General features: G+C 64.3%; 21 protein-coding genes. 14 read left to right on the top strand and 7 right to left on the bottom strand.

Features of this window, described 5'->3' with window-relative positions:
• From paaD to paaY, 10 genes are all read left to right on the top strand, one after another.
• Complete coding sequence (paaD, locus tag ABTW55_RS18610; protein WP_033653577.1) at positions 1 to 498, top strand: 1,2-phenylacetyl-CoA epoxidase subunit PaaD; 498 nt, start codon at positions 1 to 3, stop codon at positions 496 to 498.
• Positions 499 to 511: 13 nt separating this feature from the next.
• Complete coding sequence (gene paaE / locus ABTW55_RS18605) at positions 512 to 1,570, top strand: 1,2-phenylacetyl-CoA epoxidase subunit PaaE (protein WP_060421632.1); 1,059 nt, start codon at positions 512 to 514, stop codon at positions 1,568 to 1,570.
• Between the two features lie 8 nt (positions 1,571 to 1,578).
• Positions 1,579 to 2,352, top strand: coding sequence for a 2,3-dehydroadipyl-CoA hydratase PaaF (gene paaF / locus ABTW55_RS18600; RefSeq protein WP_047571496.1), 774 nt, complete (start codon positions 1,579 to 1,581; stop codon positions 2,350 to 2,352).
• A gap of 3 nt (positions 2,353 to 2,355) precedes the next feature.
• Positions 2,356 to 3,147, top strand: coding sequence for a 2-(1,2-epoxy-1,2-dihydrophenyl)acetyl-CoA isomerase PaaG (gene paaG / locus ABTW55_RS18595; RefSeq protein WP_060421634.1), 792 nt, complete (start codon positions 2,356 to 2,358; stop codon positions 3,145 to 3,147).
• A gap of 2 nt (positions 3,148 to 3,149) precedes the next feature.
• Positions 3,150 to 4,679 carry a 3-hydroxyacyl-CoA dehydrogenase gene (locus tag ABTW55_RS18590; RefSeq protein ID WP_060421638.1) on the top strand — a complete coding sequence of 510 codons (1,530 nt, stop codon included), beginning with the start codon at positions 3,150 to 3,152 and terminating at the stop codon, positions 4,677 to 4,679.
• Positions 4,676 to 5,116: a hydroxyphenylacetyl-CoA thioesterase PaaI gene (gene paaI, locus ABTW55_RS18585; RefSeq protein ID WP_060419004.1), complete on the top strand. Its 441-nt coding sequence runs from the start codon at positions 4,676 to 4,678 to the stop codon at positions 5,114 to 5,116. Before ABTW55_RS18590 ends, paaI begins: the two co-directional genes overlap by 4 nt.
• Positions 5,113 to 6,318: a 3-oxoadipyl-CoA thiolase gene (pcaF, locus tag ABTW55_RS18580; RefSeq protein ID WP_060421640.1), complete on the top strand. Its 1,206-nt coding sequence runs from the start codon at positions 5,113 to 5,115 to the stop codon at positions 6,316 to 6,318. Before paaI ends, pcaF begins: the two co-directional genes overlap by 4 nt.
• 15 nt (positions 6,319 to 6,333) lie before the next feature.
• Positions 6,334 to 7,641: a phenylacetate--CoA ligase PaaK gene (gene paaK, locus ABTW55_RS18575; RefSeq protein WP_033635108.1), complete on the top strand. Its 1,308-nt coding sequence runs from the start codon at positions 6,334 to 6,336 to the stop codon at positions 7,639 to 7,641.
• 79 nt (positions 7,642 to 7,720) lie between these two features.
• Complete coding sequence (gene paaX, locus ABTW55_RS18570; protein ID WP_060421643.1) at positions 7,721 to 8,659, top strand: phenylacetic acid degradation operon negative regulatory protein PaaX; 939 nt, start codon at positions 7,721 to 7,723, stop codon at positions 8,657 to 8,659.
• Positions 8,660 to 8,671: 12 nt separating this feature from the next.
• Positions 8,672 to 9,268 (top strand): phenylacetic acid degradation protein PaaY, encoded by a 597-nt coding sequence (gene paaY, locus ABTW55_RS18565; RefSeq protein ID WP_033635110.1) that lies wholly within the window; start codon positions 8,672 to 8,674, stop codon positions 9,266 to 9,268.
• Positions 9,269 to 9,306: 38 nt separating this feature from the next.
• On the opposite strand, the gene ABTW55_RS18560 is transcribed toward paaY, so the two are convergent.
• The 5 genes from ABTW55_RS18560 to ABTW55_RS18540 form a co-directional block, all read right to left on the bottom strand.
• Positions 9,307 to 10,704: an amino acid permease gene (locus ABTW55_RS18560; protein ID WP_060421646.1), complete on the bottom strand. Its 1,398-nt coding sequence runs from the start codon at positions 10,702 to 10,704 to the stop codon at positions 9,307 to 9,309.
• Between the two features lie 79 nt (positions 10,705 to 10,783).
• A complete protein-coding gene (locus tag ABTW55_RS18555) occupies positions 10,784 to 10,942 on the bottom strand; it encodes a hypothetical protein (protein WP_226873114.1) in 159 nt (52 codons plus the stop codon).
• Between the two features lie 58 nt (positions 10,943 to 11,000).
• Positions 11,001 to 11,372, bottom strand: a complete 372-nt coding sequence (locus tag ABTW55_RS18550) for a RidA family protein (RefSeq protein ID WP_060421648.1) — start codon at positions 11,370 to 11,372, stop codon at positions 11,001 to 11,003.
• A gap of 1 nt (position 11,373) precedes the next feature.
• A complete protein-coding gene (locus tag ABTW55_RS18545; RefSeq protein ID WP_049211414.1) occupies positions 11,374 to 12,171 on the bottom strand; it encodes an alpha/beta hydrolase in 798 nt (265 codons plus the stop codon).
• A 147-nt stretch (positions 12,172 to 12,318) separates the two neighbouring features.
• Positions 12,319 to 13,230 carry a LysR family transcriptional regulator gene (locus tag ABTW55_RS18540; protein ID WP_033647869.1) on the bottom strand — a complete coding sequence of 304 codons (912 nt, stop codon included), beginning with the start codon at positions 13,228 to 13,230 and terminating at the stop codon, positions 12,319 to 12,321.
• Between the two features lie 98 nt (positions 13,231 to 13,328).
• Between ABTW55_RS18540 and ABTW55_RS18535 the strand changes: the two genes are divergently transcribed.
• Together ABTW55_RS18535 and ABTW55_RS18530 are read left to right on the top strand one after the other, a co-directional pair.
• Entirely contained in the window at positions 13,329 to 13,946 is a 618-nt protein-coding gene (locus tag ABTW55_RS18535) for a glutathione S-transferase family protein (protein ID WP_033653568.1), read from the top strand.
• 4 nt (positions 13,947 to 13,950) lie between these two features.
• The gene (locus tag ABTW55_RS18530; RefSeq protein ID WP_060421650.1) at positions 13,951 to 14,865 is read left to right on the top strand and encodes a pyridoxamine 5'-phosphate oxidase family protein; all 915 of its coding nucleotides are present in this window, start codon (positions 13,951 to 13,953) and stop codon (positions 14,863 to 14,865) included.
• A 38-nt stretch (positions 14,866 to 14,903) separates the two neighbouring features.
• On the opposite strand, the gene ABTW55_RS18525 is transcribed toward ABTW55_RS18530, so the two are convergent.
• A complete protein-coding gene (locus tag ABTW55_RS18525) occupies positions 14,904 to 15,119 on the bottom strand; it encodes a glycogen synthase (protein WP_033635117.1) in 216 nt (71 codons plus the stop codon).
• A gap of 211 nt (positions 15,120 to 15,330) precedes the next feature.
• On the opposite strand from ABTW55_RS18525, the gene gabD reads away from it, so the two are divergent.
• Complete coding sequence (gabD, locus tag ABTW55_RS18520; protein WP_060421653.1) at positions 15,331 to 16,806, top strand: NADP-dependent succinate-semialdehyde dehydrogenase; 1,476 nt, start codon at positions 15,331 to 15,333, stop codon at positions 16,804 to 16,806.
• A gap of 117 nt (positions 16,807 to 16,923) precedes the next feature.
• Positions 16,924 to 17,295 (top strand): glyoxalase superfamily protein, encoded by a 372-nt coding sequence (locus ABTW55_RS18515; RefSeq protein WP_060421657.1) that lies wholly within the window; start codon positions 16,924 to 16,926, stop codon positions 17,293 to 17,295.
• Between the two features lie 6 nt (positions 17,296 to 17,301).
• On the opposite strand, the gene ABTW55_RS18510 is transcribed toward ABTW55_RS18515, so the two are convergent.
• Entirely contained in the window at positions 17,302 to 17,697 is a 396-nt protein-coding gene (locus tag ABTW55_RS18510) for a cupin domain-containing protein (protein WP_049211406.1), read from the bottom strand.
• Positions 17,698 to 17,861 lie beyond the last annotated feature (164 nt).

Here is a 17,861-nt window from a genome sequence, read left to right as displayed (position 1 = left end):
ATGAACGTCACCCGTTTGCAACCCGCCGAAATTCCGCAGATTTGGCACTGCCTGCAGCAGATCAGCGATCCCGAGCTGCCGGTGCTGTCGATCACCGATTTGGGCATGGTGCGCGACGTGGCGCGCGACGGCGCGGGCTGGCGCGTGACCTTCACTCCAACCTATTCCGGCTGCCCGGCCACCGAATTTCTGCTCAACGCCATCGAGCAGCGGCTGGCGGCCGCCGGCTTCAGCCCGGTGCAGGTGGACATTCGCCTCAGCCCGGCCTGGACCACCGACTGGATGAACGCCGACGCCCGCGAACGGCTGCGGCAATACGGCGTAGCGCCCCCGCAGGGCCACACCTGCGATCGGCCACACGCCCACGGCCCGGTAGCCTGCCCGCGCTGCGGCAGCACCCACAGCGAGAAGATCAGCGAGTTCGGCTCCACCGCCTGTAAAGCGCTGTACCGCTGCTGCGACTGCCGGGAACCGTTCGATTATTTCAAATGCATATAGGAGCGCTGACACCATGACGGTCTTTCATCGCCTGAACGTCGCCGCCATCGAGCGCGAAACGCCGGACGCCGTAGCCATCACCCTGCGGGTGCCCGAAGAGCTGCAAAACCAATACCGTTATACCCCCGGCCAGCACCTGACGCTCAAGGCGTTGGTCAACGGCGAAGAGCTGCGGCGTTGCTATTCCATCTGCAGTTCACCGCAGGAAGGCCTGCTGCAGATCGGCGTGAAGGCGATTGACCAGGGGCGCTTTTCCGGCTTCGTCAACCGCATGTTGAAGGTCGGCGACGCGCTGGAGGTGATGGTGCCGCAGGGGCGCTTCGGCTACCAGCCGCAGGCAGAGCGCCACGGCAACTACCTGGCGATCGCCGCCGGCTCCGGCATCACGCCGATGCTGTCGATCATCAAGGCGACGCTGCTGCTCGAACCGGGCAGCAGCTTCACCCTGATCTACGGCAACCGCAACAGCCGTTCGATGATGTTCAAAGAGGCGCTGTCGGATCTGAAAAACCGCTACCCGCAGCGTTTTCAGCCGCTGTACCTGTTCAGCCAGGAAAGTCTCGACAGCCCGCTGCTCAGCGGCCGTATCGACCGCGAACGCCTCGCGGCGATCGGCGGCGCGCTGCTGGATTTCCGCGACTATGACCACGCCTTTATCTGCGGGCCGGAATCGATGATGGACGACGCGCAAACCGTGCTGGAACAGGCCGGCGTCCCGGCCAAACACATCCACAGCGAGCGCTTCAACACCAGCGGCTTGGCCGCCCGCCCGCGCCACAGCGGCGATCGCAACGCCACCCGGGTGGCGATCCTGCTCGACGGCCGCCGGTTGGATATCGAGATCGGCGAACAGGACGACAGCATTCTCGACGCCGCGCTGCGCCAGGGCGCCGACCTGCCCTACGCCTGCAAAGGCGGCGTCTGCGCCACCTGCAAATGCCGTCTGAAGGCCGGCCAGGTGGAGATGGGCGTCAACTATAGCCTGGAGCCGGATCAGCTGGCTGCGGGCTACGTATTGAGCTGCCAGTCGTGGCCGAAAGGCGACGGCGTGGTATTGGACTTCGACGTCTAGGAGCCGCGATGGACACCCCCTTTATTTTGCATCAGCAGCAGCACCGCGTGGTCACGCTGACGCTGCATCGCCCGGAGGCGCGCAACGCCCTGAGCACGCCGTGCCTGGAACAGCTGGTTGCACGGCTGGAGCAGGCCGACGCCGACAGCGGCGTGGGCGCCGTGGTGATCGCCGGTGCGGCGCGCTTCTTCGCCGCCGGCGCCGATCTGCGCGAATTGCAACAGCAGGATCTGCCGGCCGCGCTGGCGGATCGCCGTCCGCAGCTGTGGCAGCGTCTGGCGCAGTTCAGCAAGCCGCTGCTGGCGGCGGTGAATGGTTATGCCCTGGGCGCCGGCTGCGAGCTGGCGCTGGCCTGCGACATCGTCATCGGCGGCGAAAGCGCCCGCTTCGGCCTGCCGGAGATCACCCTCGGCCTGATGCCGGGCGCCGGAGGCACCCAGCGCCTGATCCGCTGCGTCGGCAAGTCGCGCGCCAGCCAGATGGTGCTGACCGGCGAGCCCATCGACGCCCGCACCGCGCTGCAGGCCGGCCTGATCGGCGAAGTGTGCGTCGATGCCCTGACGCTGGAACGCACGCAGCAGATTGCCGATCGCATCAGCCGTCAGGCGCCGCTGGCGCTGCGCGCCGCCAAACAGGCGCTGAAACAGGCCGAGGAAACCGGCCTCAGCCAGGGGCTGGCGATGGAGCGTCAGCAGTTCGTCACCCTGGCCGCCACCGACGATCGCCGCGAAGGCATCGCCGCCTTTTTCGAAAAACGTACGCCAAACTATCAGGGGCGCTGATTTATGGATAACGCATTGATTCTCAGCCATCTCGACGCCGGCGTGTTGACGCTGACCCTCAACCGGCCGGATCGGCTCAACAGCTTTAACGATGAGATGCATCGCCAACTGAGCGAAGCGCTGACGCAAGCCGAGCGCGACGACAGCGTGCGCTGCCTGCTGATCGCCGGCGCTGGGCGCGGTTTCTGCGCCGGGCAGGATCTCAACGATCGCAACGTCAGCGCCGATCAACAGGCGCCGGATCTCGGCCTATCGGTCGAACGTTTCTACAACCCCCTGATCCGTCGCCTGACCGCCCTGCCGAAGCCGGTGGTGTGCGCGGTCAACGGCGTGGCGGCCGGCGCCGGCGCTGCGCTGGCCCTGGCGTGCGATATCGTCATCGCCGCCGACAATGCCAGCTTCATTCAGTCGTTCTGCCGTCTGGGATTAGTCCCTGACTCCGGCGGCAGCTGGTTCCTGCCGCGGCTGGCCGGCCACGCCCGCGCGATGGGCATGGCCCTGCTGGGTGACAAAATCAGCGCCCAACAGGCGCTGGCGTGGGGCATGATCTGGCAGGTGGTGCCGGCGGATGAATTGGCCGACCGCACGCAAACGCTGGCGCGCCATCTGGCCACCCAGCCGACCTACGGTCTGGGGCTGATCAAGAAAGCCATCTACAGTTCGGCCACCAACAGCCTCGATCAGCAGCTCGATCTGGAGCGCGATCTGCAACGTCTGGGCGGCCGCAGCGACGACTATCGCGAAGGCGTCAGCGCGTTCTTTGCCAAACGCACGCCCAACTTCAGCGGGAAATAGCCATGAATGCGCCCCTTCTTAACGGCCAGGTGGCGGTGATCGGCGCCGGCACCATGGGCATCGGCATCGCCCAGGTGGCCGCCGCCGCCGGCCATCCGGTGCGGCTGTTCGATATCGCGCCCGCCGCCGCCCAGCGCGCGATCGACGATCTCGCTCGCCGCCTGCGCCAGCGGGTAGACGGCGGCAAGGCCGACGCCGCGCCCACCGAAGCGCTGCTGGCGCGCCTCGAACGCGCCGACTCGCTCGAGCAGCTGGCCGACTGCACGCTGGTGATTGAAGCGGTGGCGGAAAATTTGGCGATTAAGCAGAGCCTGTTCCGCGATCTGGAGGCGATCTGCTCGCCCACGACGCTGTTCGTAAGCAATACCTCTTCGCTGTCGATCACCGCCATCGCCGGCGCGCTGCAACATCCGCAGCGCATGGCCGGGCTGCACTTCTTCAACCCGGCGCCGCTGATGAAGCTGGTGGAGATCGTCAGCGGCCTGGAGACCGGCGCCGAGACCCTCGCCGCGCTGCAGGCCCTGGCGCAGCGCTGGGGTAAACAAAGCGTCGTATGCCGCTCGACGCCGGGATTTATCGTCAACCGCGTGGCGCGGCCGTTCTATGCCGAAACCCTGCGCGCGCTGGAGGAACGGGTGGCCGACGCCGCCACGCTGGACGCGGTATTGCGCGACGCCGGCGGTTTCGCCATGGGCCCGCTGCAGTTGACCGATCTGATCGGCCAGGACGTCAATTACGCCGTGACCGAATCGGTGTATCAGGCCTTCTATCAGGATCCGCGTTTCACGCCCTCACTGGTGCAGCAGGAACTGGTGGCGGCCAGGCGCCTCGGCCGCAAGTCCGGCCGCGGTTTCTACCGCTACGACGCACCGCGATCCGCCGCCGCGATCGCCTTTGCGCCTCTGGCGCAGGCCGCATTGCCGCAACGCGTTACGCTGCACGGCGACTGGTCTTCGCTGGCCGATTTGGCGGAACTGTTGATCGAAAATGCGGGGGCGATCAAACAACCCGGCCAGACCAGCCCGCACGTCACGATCGACGACGTTACACTGATGTTAACCAATGGTAAAACCGCCGGCCAGCTGGCCGACGAACGTGGAACGCCCGTGGTGCTGTTCGATCTCTGTGCCGACTATGCGCACGCCTCCGCCATCGCCATCAGCTGCGCGGCGCAAAACGATGCGCAACACAATGCCAAAGCGATTCGCCTGCTGCAGTCCCTTGGCAAGCAGGTCATTCAACTGCCGGATTACCCCGGCCTGCTGACGATGCGCACCCTGGCCATGCTGGCCAACGAAGCGCTCGACGTGGTGAACAAAGGCGTCGCCAGCGCCGAAGATACCGATCTGGCGATGCTGCGCGGCGTCAACTATCCGCGCGGCCCGCTGGCCTGGGGCGCCGCGCTCGGCTGGTGCCACATTCTGGCGACGCTGGAAAACCTGCAACGCTATTACGGCGAAGCGCGCTATCGCCCGATGCCGTTGCTGCGCCGCTACGCTTCCCCCGCCTCTTTCCCAGGAGCCGAACGATGAACGCCAATACGCCGCGCGCGCTGGCTCAGCGCTGCGCCGAACAGATGTTCCAGCAAGATACCTGCGCTCAGGCGATGGGAATGCACATCGACGCCGTCGACGCCGGATACGCACAGGTCAGCATGACCGTCGGCCCGCAGATGCTCAACGGCCACCAGACCTGCCACGGCGGCCAGCTGTTCAGCCTGGCGGACACCGCTTTCGCCTACGCCTGCAACAGCCAGGGGCTGGCGGCGGTGGCCTCCGGCTGCAGCATCGACTTCGTCCGCCCGGCGCTGGCCGGCGACCGCCTCACCGCCAGCGCGGAGATGCGCCATCAGGGCAAAGCCACCGGGCTGTATGACGTCGAGATCGTTAACCAACTGGGCAAAACCGTCGCCTGGTTCCGCGGCCGCGCACACCGCCTCGGCCACAGCATTTTAGGAGATCAGGCATGAATCAGGCATTTATCTGCGACGGCGTGCGCACCCCGATCGGCCGCTATGGCGGCGCGCTGGCTCAGGTGCGCGCCGACGACCTCGCCGCCCTGCCGCTGCGCGTGCTGTTGGAACGCCATCCGCAGGTGGATTGGGCGCAGCTGGACGACGTGATCCTCGGCTGCGCCAACCAGGCCGGGGAAGACAACCGCAACCTGGCGCGTATGGCGCTGCTGCTGGCCGGAGTGCCGGTCGGCGTTTCCGGCACCACGGTGAACCGCCTGTGCGGTTCAGGCCTGGATGCGCTGGCGATGGCGGCGCGCAGCATCAAAGCCGGTGACGCCGGGCTGCTGCTGGCGGGCGGCGCGGAATCGATGACCCGCGCGCCGCTGGTGATGGGCAAGGCCGACAGCGCCTTCAGCCGCCAGGCGCAGCTGTACGACACCACCCTCGGCTGGCGCTTCGTCAATCCGCGGATGCAGGCCGAGTTCGGCACCGATTCGATGCCGGAGACCGCCGAAAACGTCGCGGCGCAGTTCAACATCAGCCGCGCCGATCAGGATGCCTTTGCGCTGCGCAGCCAGCAGCGCGCCGCCCGGGCGCAGGCGCTGGGCCACCTGGCGCAGGAGATAGCGCCCGTCAGCCTCACCGGTAAAAAAGGCGCGGTGACGCTGTTTAGCCAGGATGAACACCCGCGTGCCGACACCACCTTCGAGCAGCTGCAGGCGCTGAAAACCCCGTTCCGTCAGCCCGGCAGCGTCACCGCCGGCAACGCCTCGGGCCTGAACGACGGTGCGGCGGCCCTGATCGTCGCCTCCGAAGCGATGGCGGCGCGCCAGGGGCTGACGCCGCGCGCGCGCATCGTTGCCACCGCCACCTGCGGCGTGGAGCCGCGGCTGATGGGCATCGGCCCGCTGCCGGCCACCCGCAAGGTGCTGGAAATCGCCGGGCTGAGCCTGGCGCAGATGGACGTTATCGAACTGAACGAAGCGTTCGCCGCCCAGGCGTTGGCGGTGATGCGCCAGCTTGGCCTGCCGGACGATGCCCCGCAGGTCAACCCCAACGGCGGCGCGATCGCTCTGGGGCATCCGCTGGGCATGAGCGGCGCGCGCCTGGCGCTGGCCGCCCTGTTTGAACTGGAACGGCGAGCCGGCCGCTACGCGCTTTGCACCATGTGCATCGGCGTCGGCCAGGGCATCGCCATGATCATTGAGCGTGTCTGACCCCTGAGGCTAACCATGACAATAAATCCACAGCCCCTCGAAACGATCGAATTCGCCTCGCGCGATGAGATTGAAGCGTTGCAGTTGGCGCGTCTGAAGTGGACGCTGCACCACGCCTACGACAATGTGCCGATGTACAAACGCAAATTCGACCAGGCCGGCGTGCACCCCGACGATCTCAAACAGCTGAGCGATCTGGCGCGCTTCCCCTACACCACCAAGCAGGATCTGCGCGACAACTACCCGTTCGACACCTTCGCGGTGCCGATGGAACAGGTGGTGCGCATCCACGCCTCCTCGGGCACCACCGGCCGGCCGACGGTGGTGGGTTACACCCAGCGCGACATCGATAACTGGGCCGATATCGTCGCCCGCTGTCTGCGCGCCGGCGGCGCCACCGCCAAAGACAAGGTGCACGTCGCCTACGGTTACGGCCTGTTTACCGGCGGCCTGGGTGCGCACTACGGCGCGGAGCGGCTTGGCGCGACGGTGATCCCGATGTCCGGCGGCCAGACGGAACGCCAGGCGCAGCTGATCCTCGATTTCAAACCCGACATCATCATGGTGACGCCGTCCTATTGCCTGACGCTGATCGACGAGCTGGAACGCAAGATGGGCGGCGACGCGCGCGGCTGCTCGCTGCGGCTTGGCGTGTTCGGCGCCGAACCCTGGACCGAAGCCCTGCGCCACGAAATCGAAACCCGCATGGGCATCAAGGCGCTGGACATTTACGGCCTGTCGGAAGTGATGGGGCCGGGCGTGGCGATGGAGTGCCTGGAAAGCGGCGGCGGCCCCACCATTTGGGAAGACCACTTCCTGCCGGAGATCATCTGCCCGGAAACCGGCGTCGCCCTGCCGGACGGCGAGCACGGCGAACTGGTGTTCACCACCCTGACCAAAGAGGCGCTGCCGGTGATCCGCTACCGCACCCGCGATCTCACCCGGCTGCTGCCGGGCGACGCACGCCAGATGCGCCGCATGGGCAAAATCACCGGCCGCTCCGACGACATGCTGATCATCCGCGGCGTCAACGTCTTCCCGTCGCAGGTGGAAGAGCAGATCATGCAGTTCGAGCAGCTGTCGCCGCACTATCAGCTGCAGGTCAGCCGCAGCGGGCACCTGGACACGCTGGCGGTGCGCGTCGAGCTGAAAGAATCGGCGCTCAGCCTCAGCCACCAGCAGCGTTGCGACATCTGCCACCAGTTGCGCCACCACATCAAATCGATCGTGGGCGTCAGCACCGACGTCAGCATCGCCAACTGCGGCGATATTCCGCGCTCGGAAGGCAAAGCGCAGCGCGTGGTCGATTTGCGGCCGCGCTGAGGCGCACGGCGTCACGGATGACGCCGCCCCAAATTAGGCGTAATGTTATGGCTCATCGAATGCTAACCCATGGAAAAATATGGAACATAAACTGGATGAGTTCATTCGCCATGCCGTCGACGCGCAGCCGATCAGCGGCACCTCGTTGATCATTTCGCTGTACGGAGACGCGCTCAGCCACCGCGGCGGCGAAGTGTGGCTCGGCAGCCTGAGCGCGCTGCTGGAGGCCTTCGGCTTCGGCGATCGCTTCGTGCGCACCTCGGTGTTCCGTCTGCAGAAAGAGGGTTGGCTGGCGGTGGAGAAAATAGGCCGCCGCAGCTTCTACCGCGTGACCGAGCAGGGCATGCGCCAGTTCCGCCACGCCGAATCGAAAATCTATCTGCGCGAGCAGCCCGCCTGGGACGGCAAGTGGGAGCTGTTGCTGCTGGAAAGCGCCGATAAAAACGCGCGCGCGCGGCTGAAAAAAGAGCTGGGCTGGCTCGGGTTCGGGCAAATCGCCAGCAACCTGATGGCCGCCCCCACCCATGCGCAAACCGACGTGACGGCGCTGCTCGGCGAGCTGAACGCCAGTGAGCAGGTGATTTACTTCCGCGCCGATTATCCCTACAACCGCTCCGAGCAAACCCTGCAGAAATTGGTGGCCGACTGCTGGTCGCTGAGCGAGGTGGCGGCCGGCTATCACGAGTTTATCGTCTCCTTCCGGCCGCTGATGGCGCTGCTGCGCGAAGTCGATCCGGCGGCGCTAACGCCGCTGCGCTGTTTCCAGATTAAGCTATTATTGATTCACTTCTTCCGTCGCGTGGTGTTGAAAGATCCGCTGCTGCCGGACGCGCTGCTGCCCGCGCAGTGGGAGGGCCAGATCGCCCGCAATCTGTGCATCAATCTCTATCAGCAGGTCGATCGCGCCGCGACGGAGTACGTCAGCGCGCTGGCGGAAACCACCATCGGCGCCCTGCCCGCGCCGGCCGCCGGCTACTATCGGCGCTTCGGCGGCCTGCCGCGCGACCCTACATATTAAGGAACTCACGCTATGCCTGTGTATCAGATTGACGGCCTGACGCCGGTCGTTGACCCCAGCAGTTACGTGCACCCGACGGCGGTGCTGATCGGCGACGTGATCGTCGGCAAACACGTGTACATCGGCCCGAACGCCAGCCTGCGCGGCGATTTTGGCCGCCTGGTGATCTGCGACGGCGCCAACATTCAGGACAACTGCGTGATGCACGGCTTCCCGCAGCAGGACACGGTGGTGGAAGAAGACGGCCATATCGGCCACGGCGCCATCCTGCACGGCTGTCGCATTCGCCGCAATGCGATGGTGGGCATGAATGCGGTGGTGATGGACGGCGCGGAGATCGGCGAGAACACCATCGTCGGCGCGATGGCGTTCGTCAAAGCCGCGGCGACTCTCGAAGCCAACAAGCTGGTGGTCGGCAGCCCGGCACGCGTGCTGCGCGATCTGACCGAGCAAGAACTGGCCTGGAAGATCGCCGGCACCCGCGAATATCAAGATCTGGTTCAGCGCTGCAAATCCTCGCTGCGCGAAGTGGCGCCGCTGACCGAAATCGAACCGGGCCGCCAGCGCCTGAGCTTCGGCGACCACCTGATCCCGAAAAGCCAGCTGTAATCCCCGGGGCTGAGGCGCGCCTCAGCCCCTCTCCCGCATTACTCCACCTCCGGCGCCTTGAACGGCGACGGCGCCGCCGCGCGGCGGCTTTGGAAGCGGTAGGCTGCCACCAGCAGCAAGGTGAACGGAATACCGAACCACAGTGTCATGCGGAAGAATTCGGTAAACGCGGTCGAGATCATCAGCGCCGCCATCAGCCCGGCGCCCAGCAAGGTGGTATAGGGGAACCCCCACATGCGGAATTTCAGGTGGGTCTGCCGATGCCGGCGGCGGAAGAACAGATGGGTGACGAAAATCATCAGCCAGGTAAAGCAGGCGCCATACACCGAAATGGACATCATGGCGGCGAACGAGGTTTCCGGCGCCACCAGGCTCAGCACGATAGACACCACGATGCCGATGCACGACATCGCCAACGCATTGACCGGAATGCCGCGCCGGCTGACGCGCCCCAATGCCGCCGGCGCCTGCCCGGCGCGCGACAGCGAGAACATCATGCGGGTGGTGATATACAGCTGGCTGTTCATCGCCGACAGCGCCGCCACCAGCACGATAAAGTTGAAAATACCGGCGGCGGCGGGCAGATGGATGACGTTCATCGCCATCAGGAACGGGCTTTCGCCGGTGCCGGACTGGCGCCAGGGCACGATGGCCAGCATCAGGGCGATCGACAGCATGTAGAAGATGAACAGCCGCACGAGGGTGCCCTTGAACGCCGCCTTCACCGCAATCACCGGATTTTTCGCCTCGCCGGCGGCCACCGCGATCATTTCAATGCTCAGGTAGCTGAAGATAGACACGATCGTTGCGAACCACATGCCCTTGACGCCAAACGGCATGAAGCCGCCGGCGGTCAGGTTGCGCAGGCCGTAGGCCGGGTTGCCCGAGAACGCCAGCATGCCGAGACCGATCAGAATGAACGCCACGATCGCCGTCACTTTGACGGTGGACAGCGCGTATTCCACCTGGCCGAACGACTTCACGCCGATCACATTGACGACGATCACCGCCGCCGAGAACAGCAGCACCCACGGCCAGGTCGGCGTCGCCGGGAACCAGAACTGCATGTACATGCCGATGGCGGTAACTTCGGTGCCCACCGCCAGCACCACGCAAGACCAGTAGGAATAACGCACCAGAAAACCGAACAGCGGGCCGAGGTAGAATTCGGCATAGTCGCCGAACGAGCCGGGCGTCGGGTGTTCGGAGGTCATTTCCGCCAGGCTGCCCATCAACAGCAGCGCAATAACGCCGCCGATCAGGTAGCTCAGCAATACCGCCGGCCCCGCCATCTGAATGGCGTAGGCGCTGCCGAGAAACAGCCCGGTGCCGATGGCGCCGCCGATCGCCAGCATCGACATCTGCCCGGCGGTAAGATGCTTGTTCAACCCGCCCTGACGGCGGGCAATATGCTCAAAATCATTCATCTGTGGCATGGCTGGGTTCCCGGGCGAAGTTAGACGGTACGGGTGACGTCGAGAATGGCGGCGGTCACGTAGTCGATATTGCCGGGGTTTAGCCCCGGCAAGCACATGCGGCCGGGCGAAAATCATGCTGCCGGTCGTAATAGAGGCCAATGCCTAAATTCACTTTTTGCGGATTGGGATCCTGCAAATAGACTCCCATCAGCGATGGAACAGAATCGGCCGCGGAAGGTGCAATCTGTTTAAACATGACGCATCCTTAACTCGTTATTGAATTAATATGAAGACGGACTTAATGAGAAATTAAATCAGGCGATGGCGCTGACGGTAATTTCTATTTTCATTCCCGGCACCACCAATTTTTCGACAATAACCGTGGAGCGATTGGGATAAGGATAATTAAAGTATTTCCGGTAAATATCATCGAGCAATTTAACGTCGTTAACGTCGGTGAGATAAACCATTACCTGCAGCACCTTATCGCTGTGGCTGCCCGCCGCCTTCAGCGTCTGGGCCAGGTTGTCGAAGGTTAACGCAATCTGTTGCTCAGGCGCGCCGGTCTCGATGCTGCCGTCCGCCCGCACCGGGCCGTGGGCGGTAAACAGCATGCCGCCGCCCCGGGTAGCCCAGGAAAAAGGCTGGCCGATCTCCGGCAGTCCGGTCGCTACGATTTCGCGCATGTCAGTGGTTCCCGTGGTGGTCAAGTTGGCGAAGCAGCGCGCCGTCGGCGGCGAACAACGCATCCAGAATGGTGAAATGATTGGCGCCGGGCACCGCGACCAGATCGGCCGGTAGCCCGCCTTGGCGCAGCGCCGCGTGATAGTGCTGCGACTGGCCGATCAGTTCCGGCAGCTCATCAGCGCCGTAATACAACGTGAGCGGCTTACTGCGCGCCGGCAGCCGGCGCGCCGGGCTGAGCGTTTCAATCTGCCGCGCGGTCAGCTGCAGCGCCCGGTTGACATAGCTCTCTTGCAGCGGCGCCAGTTCGAACAGGCCGCTGACGGGAAAGACCGCATCCACCAACGCATGCCGCTGCCAAAACGCCGCCAGATGCCCGCCGGCGGAATGGCCGCACAAATGCACCGGATGGGCATAGTGCGGCGGCAGACGACGCTGAATGGCATCAAGCGCCGCCCCCACCTGGCGGCAAATGGCGTCAAGATTAACCGCCGGCGCCAGCGCATATTCCACCAGCACCACGTCAAAACCCAACGCCAACGGCCCGGCGGCGATAAAGGCGAAATCCGCCTTATCGCAGCATTGCCAATAGCCGCCGTGAATAAAAATTAACGTGCCCTGGTGCTGCTTTGCAGAATAAAGCCAATCAATCGTCTCGCGTTCGCTTTCGCCATACGCAATATTCTTTTCATGCTTCGCCTGATGATAAATAGCCGCGCTGCGAGTTTGAAATGAAGTCAAAATAGCGTCTTCATTATCCACCGTGGCGCCGTTGTCATAGCTCCCCGCAAGTTGTTTCATATATTAAACTTCGTTTATTATTTAAGATATGAATTAACTATTAGCACCGGCAACATTATTGTCAAGATGGGCGCATCAGCAATGCGCGCCCGGTAAAATAAAATGAGACAGGCGGCGAAAAAGTTTAACCCATGAAACTTTTCGCGCTTATTTTCCCCGCCCGTCCGGCTGAATTTGCGGCAATGCGCTGAGCCGTTCAAACGCATAATCCCAAAAGGCGCGCACCTTCAGCGGCATGCGCTGCGCCTGCTGCGCCACCAGCTGTACCGGCATCGGCAACGGTTCATGGTCCGCCAGCAGCCGTACCAGCGTGCCGGCGGCCAGATCGTCCGCTACCTGATACGAGAGCAGCCGGGCGATGCCCTTGCCGGCGCGCACCGCCAGCAGCTGCGCCTCCACGTCGTTGAGCAACAGCCGGGGAGCCAAGCGCACGCGCTCGCCGTTTTCCTGCGGGCCGAAGCGCCATTCGCGCAGCGACGGCCGCTGGGTGCCAACGATGGTGGCGTGCTCCGCCAGTTGCGCCGGCGAGCGCGGCTCGCCGCAGCGCGCCAGGTAAGCCGGGCTGGCGACCGTCACCCGGCTGACCTGCCCCAGCCGCCGCGCCACGCGGGAAGAGTCCTGCAGATGACCGATGCGCACCGCGATATCCAATCCTTCGTCAATCAGATCGAGATTGCGATCGTTCAACACCATTTCGATCTGCATCTGTGGGTAATCATCGAGAAACGCCATCACCACCGGCGCCACGTAGCGGCGGCCGAACTGCACCGGCGAGGTGACGCGCAGCAAGCCGCTCAGCTGCGCTTCAGCGGTATCCTGCACCACCGCCTGATAATCCTGCAGCAGCTGTTGCGCGCGCTCCAGCAGGCGCACGCCCGCCTCGGTAGGCGCCAGCCGCCGGGTGGTGCGTTCCACCAGTCGGGTGCCGAACCGCTGTTCCAGCGCGGCGATCGCCCGGGTGATCGCTGGCGCCGAGCGCCGCAGTTTGCGCCCGGCCGCCGCCAGACTGCCCTGCTGCACCACCGCCACGAAGATGGCCAACTCGTCTAACCGATCCATAGACTCTTCCGAAAAATGAAATTATCAATTTCCACATTGCCGGATTCCGTTCATTCGCCGCAAGAGTATGCTGAAAAAAAACAGTGAGGAGAAACGCCATGTCCACCATCACCCTCTACGGCACCCCGCTTTCCGGCCACGTTCACCGCGTGGCGTTGCTGCTGCGCATGCTGGCGCTGCCCTATGAATGGGTAGAAGCCTCGGCGGAAGTACGCCAGAGCGCGGCCTTTCGCCGGCTCAACCCGTTCGGCCAGATCCCGGTCTTGCAGGACGGCGATCTGACGCTGGCCGACAGCAACGCCATTCTGGTCTATCTGGTGAAGCGCTATGCGCCGAACAGCCACTGGCTGCCGGAACAGCCGGCGGCGGCGGCGCGAGTGCAGGCCTGGCTTTCCAAAGCCGCCGGTGAAGTGCGCTACGGCCCGGCCTCCTGCCGATTGATCGCCCAGTTCGCGGTGCCGGAGGATTATCAGGCGGCGCGGGCAATCAGCGATCGTTTTCTGCCGCAGATGGAGCAGCACCTGAGCGAGCGCGACTATCTGGCCGGCGAACAGGCGACCATCGCCGATCTGGCCTGCTACAGCTATGTGGCGGTCGCGGCCGAAGGCGGCATTTCGCTGGCGCCTTACCCCGCCATACGCCGCTGGGTGGCGAGCATCGCGGCGCTTCCCGGCTTCTTCGCCATGCCGGCCCTGCCGGAACCGGCGGCGAGCTGACGCCATGATCTCGCAGCGGTTCCACCCCGATGAGCTGCGCGCGCAAACGCTGGCCGGTTTCGATCGCGTGGGCGGCGGCATCTACCCCGCGATGCCGGATCAGCACCGCGCGTTTTTCGCCGCGTTGCCCTACCTGTTCGTCGCCACGCTGGACGAACAGGGCTGGCCCATCGCCACCCTGTTCAGCGGCCCGCCCGGGTTTTTACGCACGCCGGACGACACGCACCTGCGCATCAGCGCGCCGCGCCGCAGCGACGATCCCGCCCAGGCGTTGTTGCTGCCCGGCAAACCGGTCGGCGCGCTCGGGCTCGACTTCAGCAACCGGCGGCGCAACCGCGCCAACGGCACCGTCGGCCGCACCGACAAAAACCGGGTGGAGATCGTCGTTCACCAAAGCTTCGGCAACTGCCCGCAGTACATTCAGCGCCGCGAACTCTACCCGGTGGAGAGCCGGCCACAGCCGGTTGAGCATTTAGCTTCGCTCGATGCGGCGGCGCAGGCGCTGATCCGCACCGCGGACACCAGCTTCGTCGCCAGCGGCGCGCACCTGGAACTGGCGCAGGGCGGCGTCGATATTTCCCATCGCGGCGGGCAGCCCGGCTTTATCCATCTGGCAGGCGACACGCTGTGGATGCCGGACTTTCGCGGCAACCGCTATATGAATACGCTGGGCAACCTGCTGGCCGAACCGCGGGCGGCGCTGCTGTTCATCGATTTTGAGCGCGGCGATGTGCTGCATCTGCAGGGAAAAACGCAGATCCTCTGGCAGGCGGAAGGACATCCCGGCGTTGAAGGGGCGGAACGCTATTGGCGGTTTAACGTTCACCGTGCCTGGCGCTTTGCGGCGGCGCTGCCGTGGCGGGGACGCGATCTGGAATATTCGCCGGCGACGCTGGCGACCGGGGTGTGGCACCGCTGAAATGAAAAGCCCCGCTGCGGCGGGGCTGAATCGGAAGATTACAGGCTGTGTTCGGCCGCCGATGCGGCCTGATAAAGCTGACGAAAATAACTCAACCGCGCAAAGAACAGGCGGCTTTGCTGTTCCGACATATTGCCGGCCACCTGCCCGGCGTCAATCTGCCGCCCTTGCCATTCCATCAGGGCGATGCTCGACGCCAAAAAATCCATTTCGCTGCCGTAGGCCGCGAGATGTCTGTCCACTGATTTCATCATTCGCACACTCCTTTTAATCACATCGAAAAGGGTCATATGCCTGCTCTTTCAGTATCGGCCCGGCGGCGGATATTTTTTGTACAGAAGGTGCGCATGAAGAAAACGCTCATCTTGTCGCCACGCTGGCAAACGGCGGCGGCAAAGTTTGCTAGGGTAAAGGGTAGCCGTATGGGATAGACCATTCTGTTGAACTCAGCAAAGGAAGAGAACAATGAGCACCAGCATCAGCGCTACCCTCAAGGATCCCACGCTGTTCCGCGAGGCCAATTACATCGACGGGCAATGGTTGCCGGCCCAAGCAGGCCGTTTGATCGCCATTCATAACCCCGCCAACGGCGAGCTGGTCGGCCACGTGCCGGCCTTCGGCGCAGAAGAAACCGCGCGCGCCATCGCCGCCGCCAAGAAGGCGCTGCCCGCCTGGCGTGCGCTGACCGCCAAAGAACGCGCCGGCAAACTGCGGCGGCTGTTTGAGCTGATGATGGAAAATCAGGACGATCTGGCACGCATCATGACGGCGGAACAGGGTAAACCGCTGGCTGAAAGCCGCGGTGAGATCGCCTATGCCGCCTCCTTTATCGAATGGTTCGCCGAGGAAGGCAAGCGGGTCTACGGCGACACCATTCCGCAGCCGCAGGCCGGTCGCCGCATTATCGTGCAGAAAGAGCCGATCGGCGTGTTCGCCGCCATCACCCCGTGGAACTTCCCGGCGGCGATGATCACCCGCAAAGCCGGCCCCGGCTGGGCCGCCGGCTGTACCGGAGTGATCCGCCCCGCCAGCCAGACGCCGTTCTCGGCGCTGGCGATCGCCGTGCTGGCGGAGCGCGCCGGGCTGCCCGCCGGGGTGTGCAACGTGATCACCGGCCCCAGCAAGGGCATCGGCGGCGAACTCACCGCCAACCCGGATGTGCGTAAACTCTCCTTCACCGGCAGCACCGAAGTCGGCGCGCAGCTGCTGGCCCAGTGCGCGCCCACCATCAAGAAAACCAGCATGGAGCTGGGCGGCAACGCGCCGTTTATCGTATTCGACGACGCCGATCTGGACGCCGCCGTGGCCGGCGCGGTCGCCTCGAAATACCGCAACGCCGGCCAGACCTGCGTCTGCACCAACCGTTTTCTGGTGCAGGACGGCGTGTACGACGCCTTCGCCGCCAAACTGAAAGCCGCCGTCGCCAAGCTGAAAGTCGGCAACGGGCTGGATGAGGGCGTCACCATCGGCCCGCTGATTAACCCGGACGCAGTGGAGAAAGTGCGCGAGCATATCGCCGACGCCGTCGAACACGGCGCATCGGTGCTGCTGGGCGGCAAGCCTGACGCGCTGGGCGGCAATTTCTTCACCCCGACCATCCTGACCGACGTGCCGCGCACGGCGAAAATCTTCCGCGAGGAGACGTTCGGCCCGGTGGCGCCCCTGATCCGCTTCAGCCACGAGGCCGACGCCGTCGAACTGGCCAACGACACGCCGTTCGGCCTGGCCGCTTACTTCTACAGCCGCGACATCGGCCGGGTGATGCGCGTGGCCGAAGCGCTGGAGTACGGCATCGTCGGCATCAACGAAGGGCTGATCTCCACCGAGGTGGCGCCGTTCGGCGGCATGAAGCACTCAGGTTTGGGCCGCGAAGGCTCAAAATACGGCATCGAAGACTATCTCGAAATCAAATACCTGTGCCTTGGCGGTTTGGGCGCCTGATGCGATGGGCTCCCGCGCCTGCGGGGGCCCTGCCTGGCGGTTTTGGAGAGTCTTTGCTACCTTTAGGCCTCTTTTCAGCGGTTAAAAGGCACTGCCTCCGTAACAGTGAGATCAACGATGACCACCTTCTTCCCCGCCATTCCGATCCTGCGCATCTTTTCGGTCGACAAGGCCAAAGAGTTTTATCTGGATTTTCTCGGTTTCACGCTGGCGTGGGAGCATCGTTTCAGCGAGGATCTGCCGCTGTACATGCAGGTGAGCCGCGCCGGATTGACGCTGCACCTGAGCGAACACCATGGCGACAGCACGCCCGGCGCCGCCCTTTTCATCCCGGTGCACGATATCGACGCGCTGCACCGGGAGCTCACGGCCAAAAACTACCGCTATGCCCGGCCGGGGGTGGAGGTTGTCGACTGGGGCAAGGAGCTGAATCTCACCGATCCGTTCGGCAACCGCCTGCGGTTTTGCGAGCAGAGCCACGAAGCCTGAGCGGCCTTATTGGCGGTACTCCGCCTCGCTGACCGGCTCCAGCCAGGTCACCGGGCTGCCGTCCACCGCTTCGGCGATGGCGATATGGGTCATGGCGGTGTCCGGCGTCGCGCCGTGCCAGTGTTTGACGCCTGCCGGGATCCAGACGATATCGCCGGAGTGCATTTCCTGCGTGGTCTCGCCCCACATCTGGATCCAACCGCGCCCCTGAGTCACGATCAGCGTCTGGCCGAGCGGATGCGTATGCCAGGCCGTGCGGGCGCCGGGTTCGAAGGTGACGGTCGCGCCACCCACCCTGGCCGGCGCGTCACCGGCAAACGGCGCGTCGATGCGTACCTGCCCGGTAAAATAATCCGCTGAACCGCGCTGTGATGGGATCGAACCGCTGCGTTGTATTTTCATCTGTCGTGTCCTCCGCGCCGGCTCTCACCGCCGGCGCTGATCGTCATGAGTGAGTGATGCCAAGATAGCGCCATGCTTTTCCGGCGACTAGCGGGTAAAATGCGCAAGGAGCTATGAGCTAAATTCATAAAGCTGCGCGACAGTGCGCTCACCTTCCTCTTCGG

The sequence above is a fragment of the Serratia sp. SM04 genome (assembly GCF_040280225.1).
Taxonomy (GTDB): domain Bacteria; phylum Pseudomonadota; class Gammaproteobacteria; order Enterobacterales; family Enterobacteriaceae; genus Serratia; species Serratia sarumanii.
Note: the sequence above shows the minus strand (reverse complement) of the source record. Positions and strands in the feature narration are given on the sequence as shown.

Bases quoted from the DNA above. Each gene is read 5' to 3' on its own strand.
- gabD (WP_060421653.1), top strand. From the start codon at position 15,331: ATGAGCACCAGCATCAGCGCTACCCTCAAGGATCCCACGCTGTTCCGC.
- ABTW55_RS18540 (WP_033647869.1), bottom strand. From the start codon at position 13,230: ATGGATCGGTTAGACGAGTTGGCCATCTTCGTGGCGGTGGTGCAGCAG.
- paaF (WP_047571496.1), top strand. From the start codon at position 1,579: ATGGACACCCCCTTTATTTTGCATCAGCAGCAGCACCGCGTGGTCACG.
- ABTW55_RS18530 (WP_060421650.1), top strand. From the start codon at position 13,951: ATGATCTCGCAGCGGTTCCACCCCGATGAGCTGCGCGCGCAAACGCTG.
- ABTW55_RS18545 (WP_049211414.1), bottom strand. From the start codon at position 12,171: ATGAAACAACTTGCGGGGAGCTATGACAACGGCGCCACGGTGGATAAT.
- paaK (WP_033635108.1), top strand. From the start codon at position 6,334: ATGACAATAAATCCACAGCCCCTCGAAACGATCGAATTCGCCTCGCGC.
- paaI (WP_060419004.1), top strand. From the start codon at position 4,676: ATGAACGCCAATACGCCGCGCGCGCTGGCTCAGCGCTGCGCCGAACAG.
- paaG (WP_060421634.1), top strand. From the start codon at position 2,356: ATGGATAACGCATTGATTCTCAGCCATCTCGACGCCGGCGTGTTGACG.
- paaY (WP_033635110.1), top strand. From the start codon at position 8,672: ATGCCTGTGTATCAGATTGACGGCCTGACGCCGGTCGTTGACCCCAGC.
- ABTW55_RS18515 (WP_060421657.1), top strand. From the start codon at position 16,924: ATGACCACCTTCTTCCCCGCCATTCCGATCCTGCGCATCTTTTCGGTC.
- ABTW55_RS18525 (WP_033635117.1), bottom strand. From the start codon at position 15,119: ATGATGAAATCAGTGGACAGACATCTCGCGGCCTACGGCAGCGAAATG.
- pcaF (WP_060421640.1), top strand. From the start codon at position 5,113: ATGAATCAGGCATTTATCTGCGACGGCGTGCGCACCCCGATCGGCCGC.
- paaD (WP_033653577.1), top strand. From the start codon at position 1: ATGAACGTCACCCGTTTGCAACCCGCCGAAATTCCGCAGATTTGGCAC.
- ABTW55_RS18535 (WP_033653568.1), top strand. From the start codon at position 13,329: ATGTCCACCATCACCCTCTACGGCACCCCGCTTTCCGGCCACGTTCAC.
- ABTW55_RS18555 (WP_226873114.1), bottom strand. From the start codon at position 10,942: ATGTTTAAACAGATTGCACCTTCCGCGGCCGATTCTGTTCCATCGCTG.
- paaE (WP_060421632.1), top strand. From the start codon at position 512: ATGACGGTCTTTCATCGCCTGAACGTCGCCGCCATCGAGCGCGAAACG.
- ABTW55_RS18560 (WP_060421646.1), bottom strand. From the start codon at position 10,704: ATGCCACAGATGAATGATTTTGAGCATATTGCCCGCCGTCAGGGCGGG.
- ABTW55_RS18550 (WP_060421648.1), bottom strand. From the start codon at position 11,372: ATGCGCGAAATCGTAGCGACCGGACTGCCGGAGATCGGCCAGCCTTTT.
- ABTW55_RS18590 (WP_060421638.1), top strand. From the start codon at position 3,150: ATGAATGCGCCCCTTCTTAACGGCCAGGTGGCGGTGATCGGCGCCGGC.
- ABTW55_RS18510 (WP_049211406.1), bottom strand. From the start codon at position 17,697: ATGAAAATACAACGCAGCGGTTCGATCCCATCACAGCGCGGTTCAGCG.
- paaX (WP_060421643.1), top strand. From the start codon at position 7,721: ATGGAACATAAACTGGATGAGTTCATTCGCCATGCCGTCGACGCGCAG.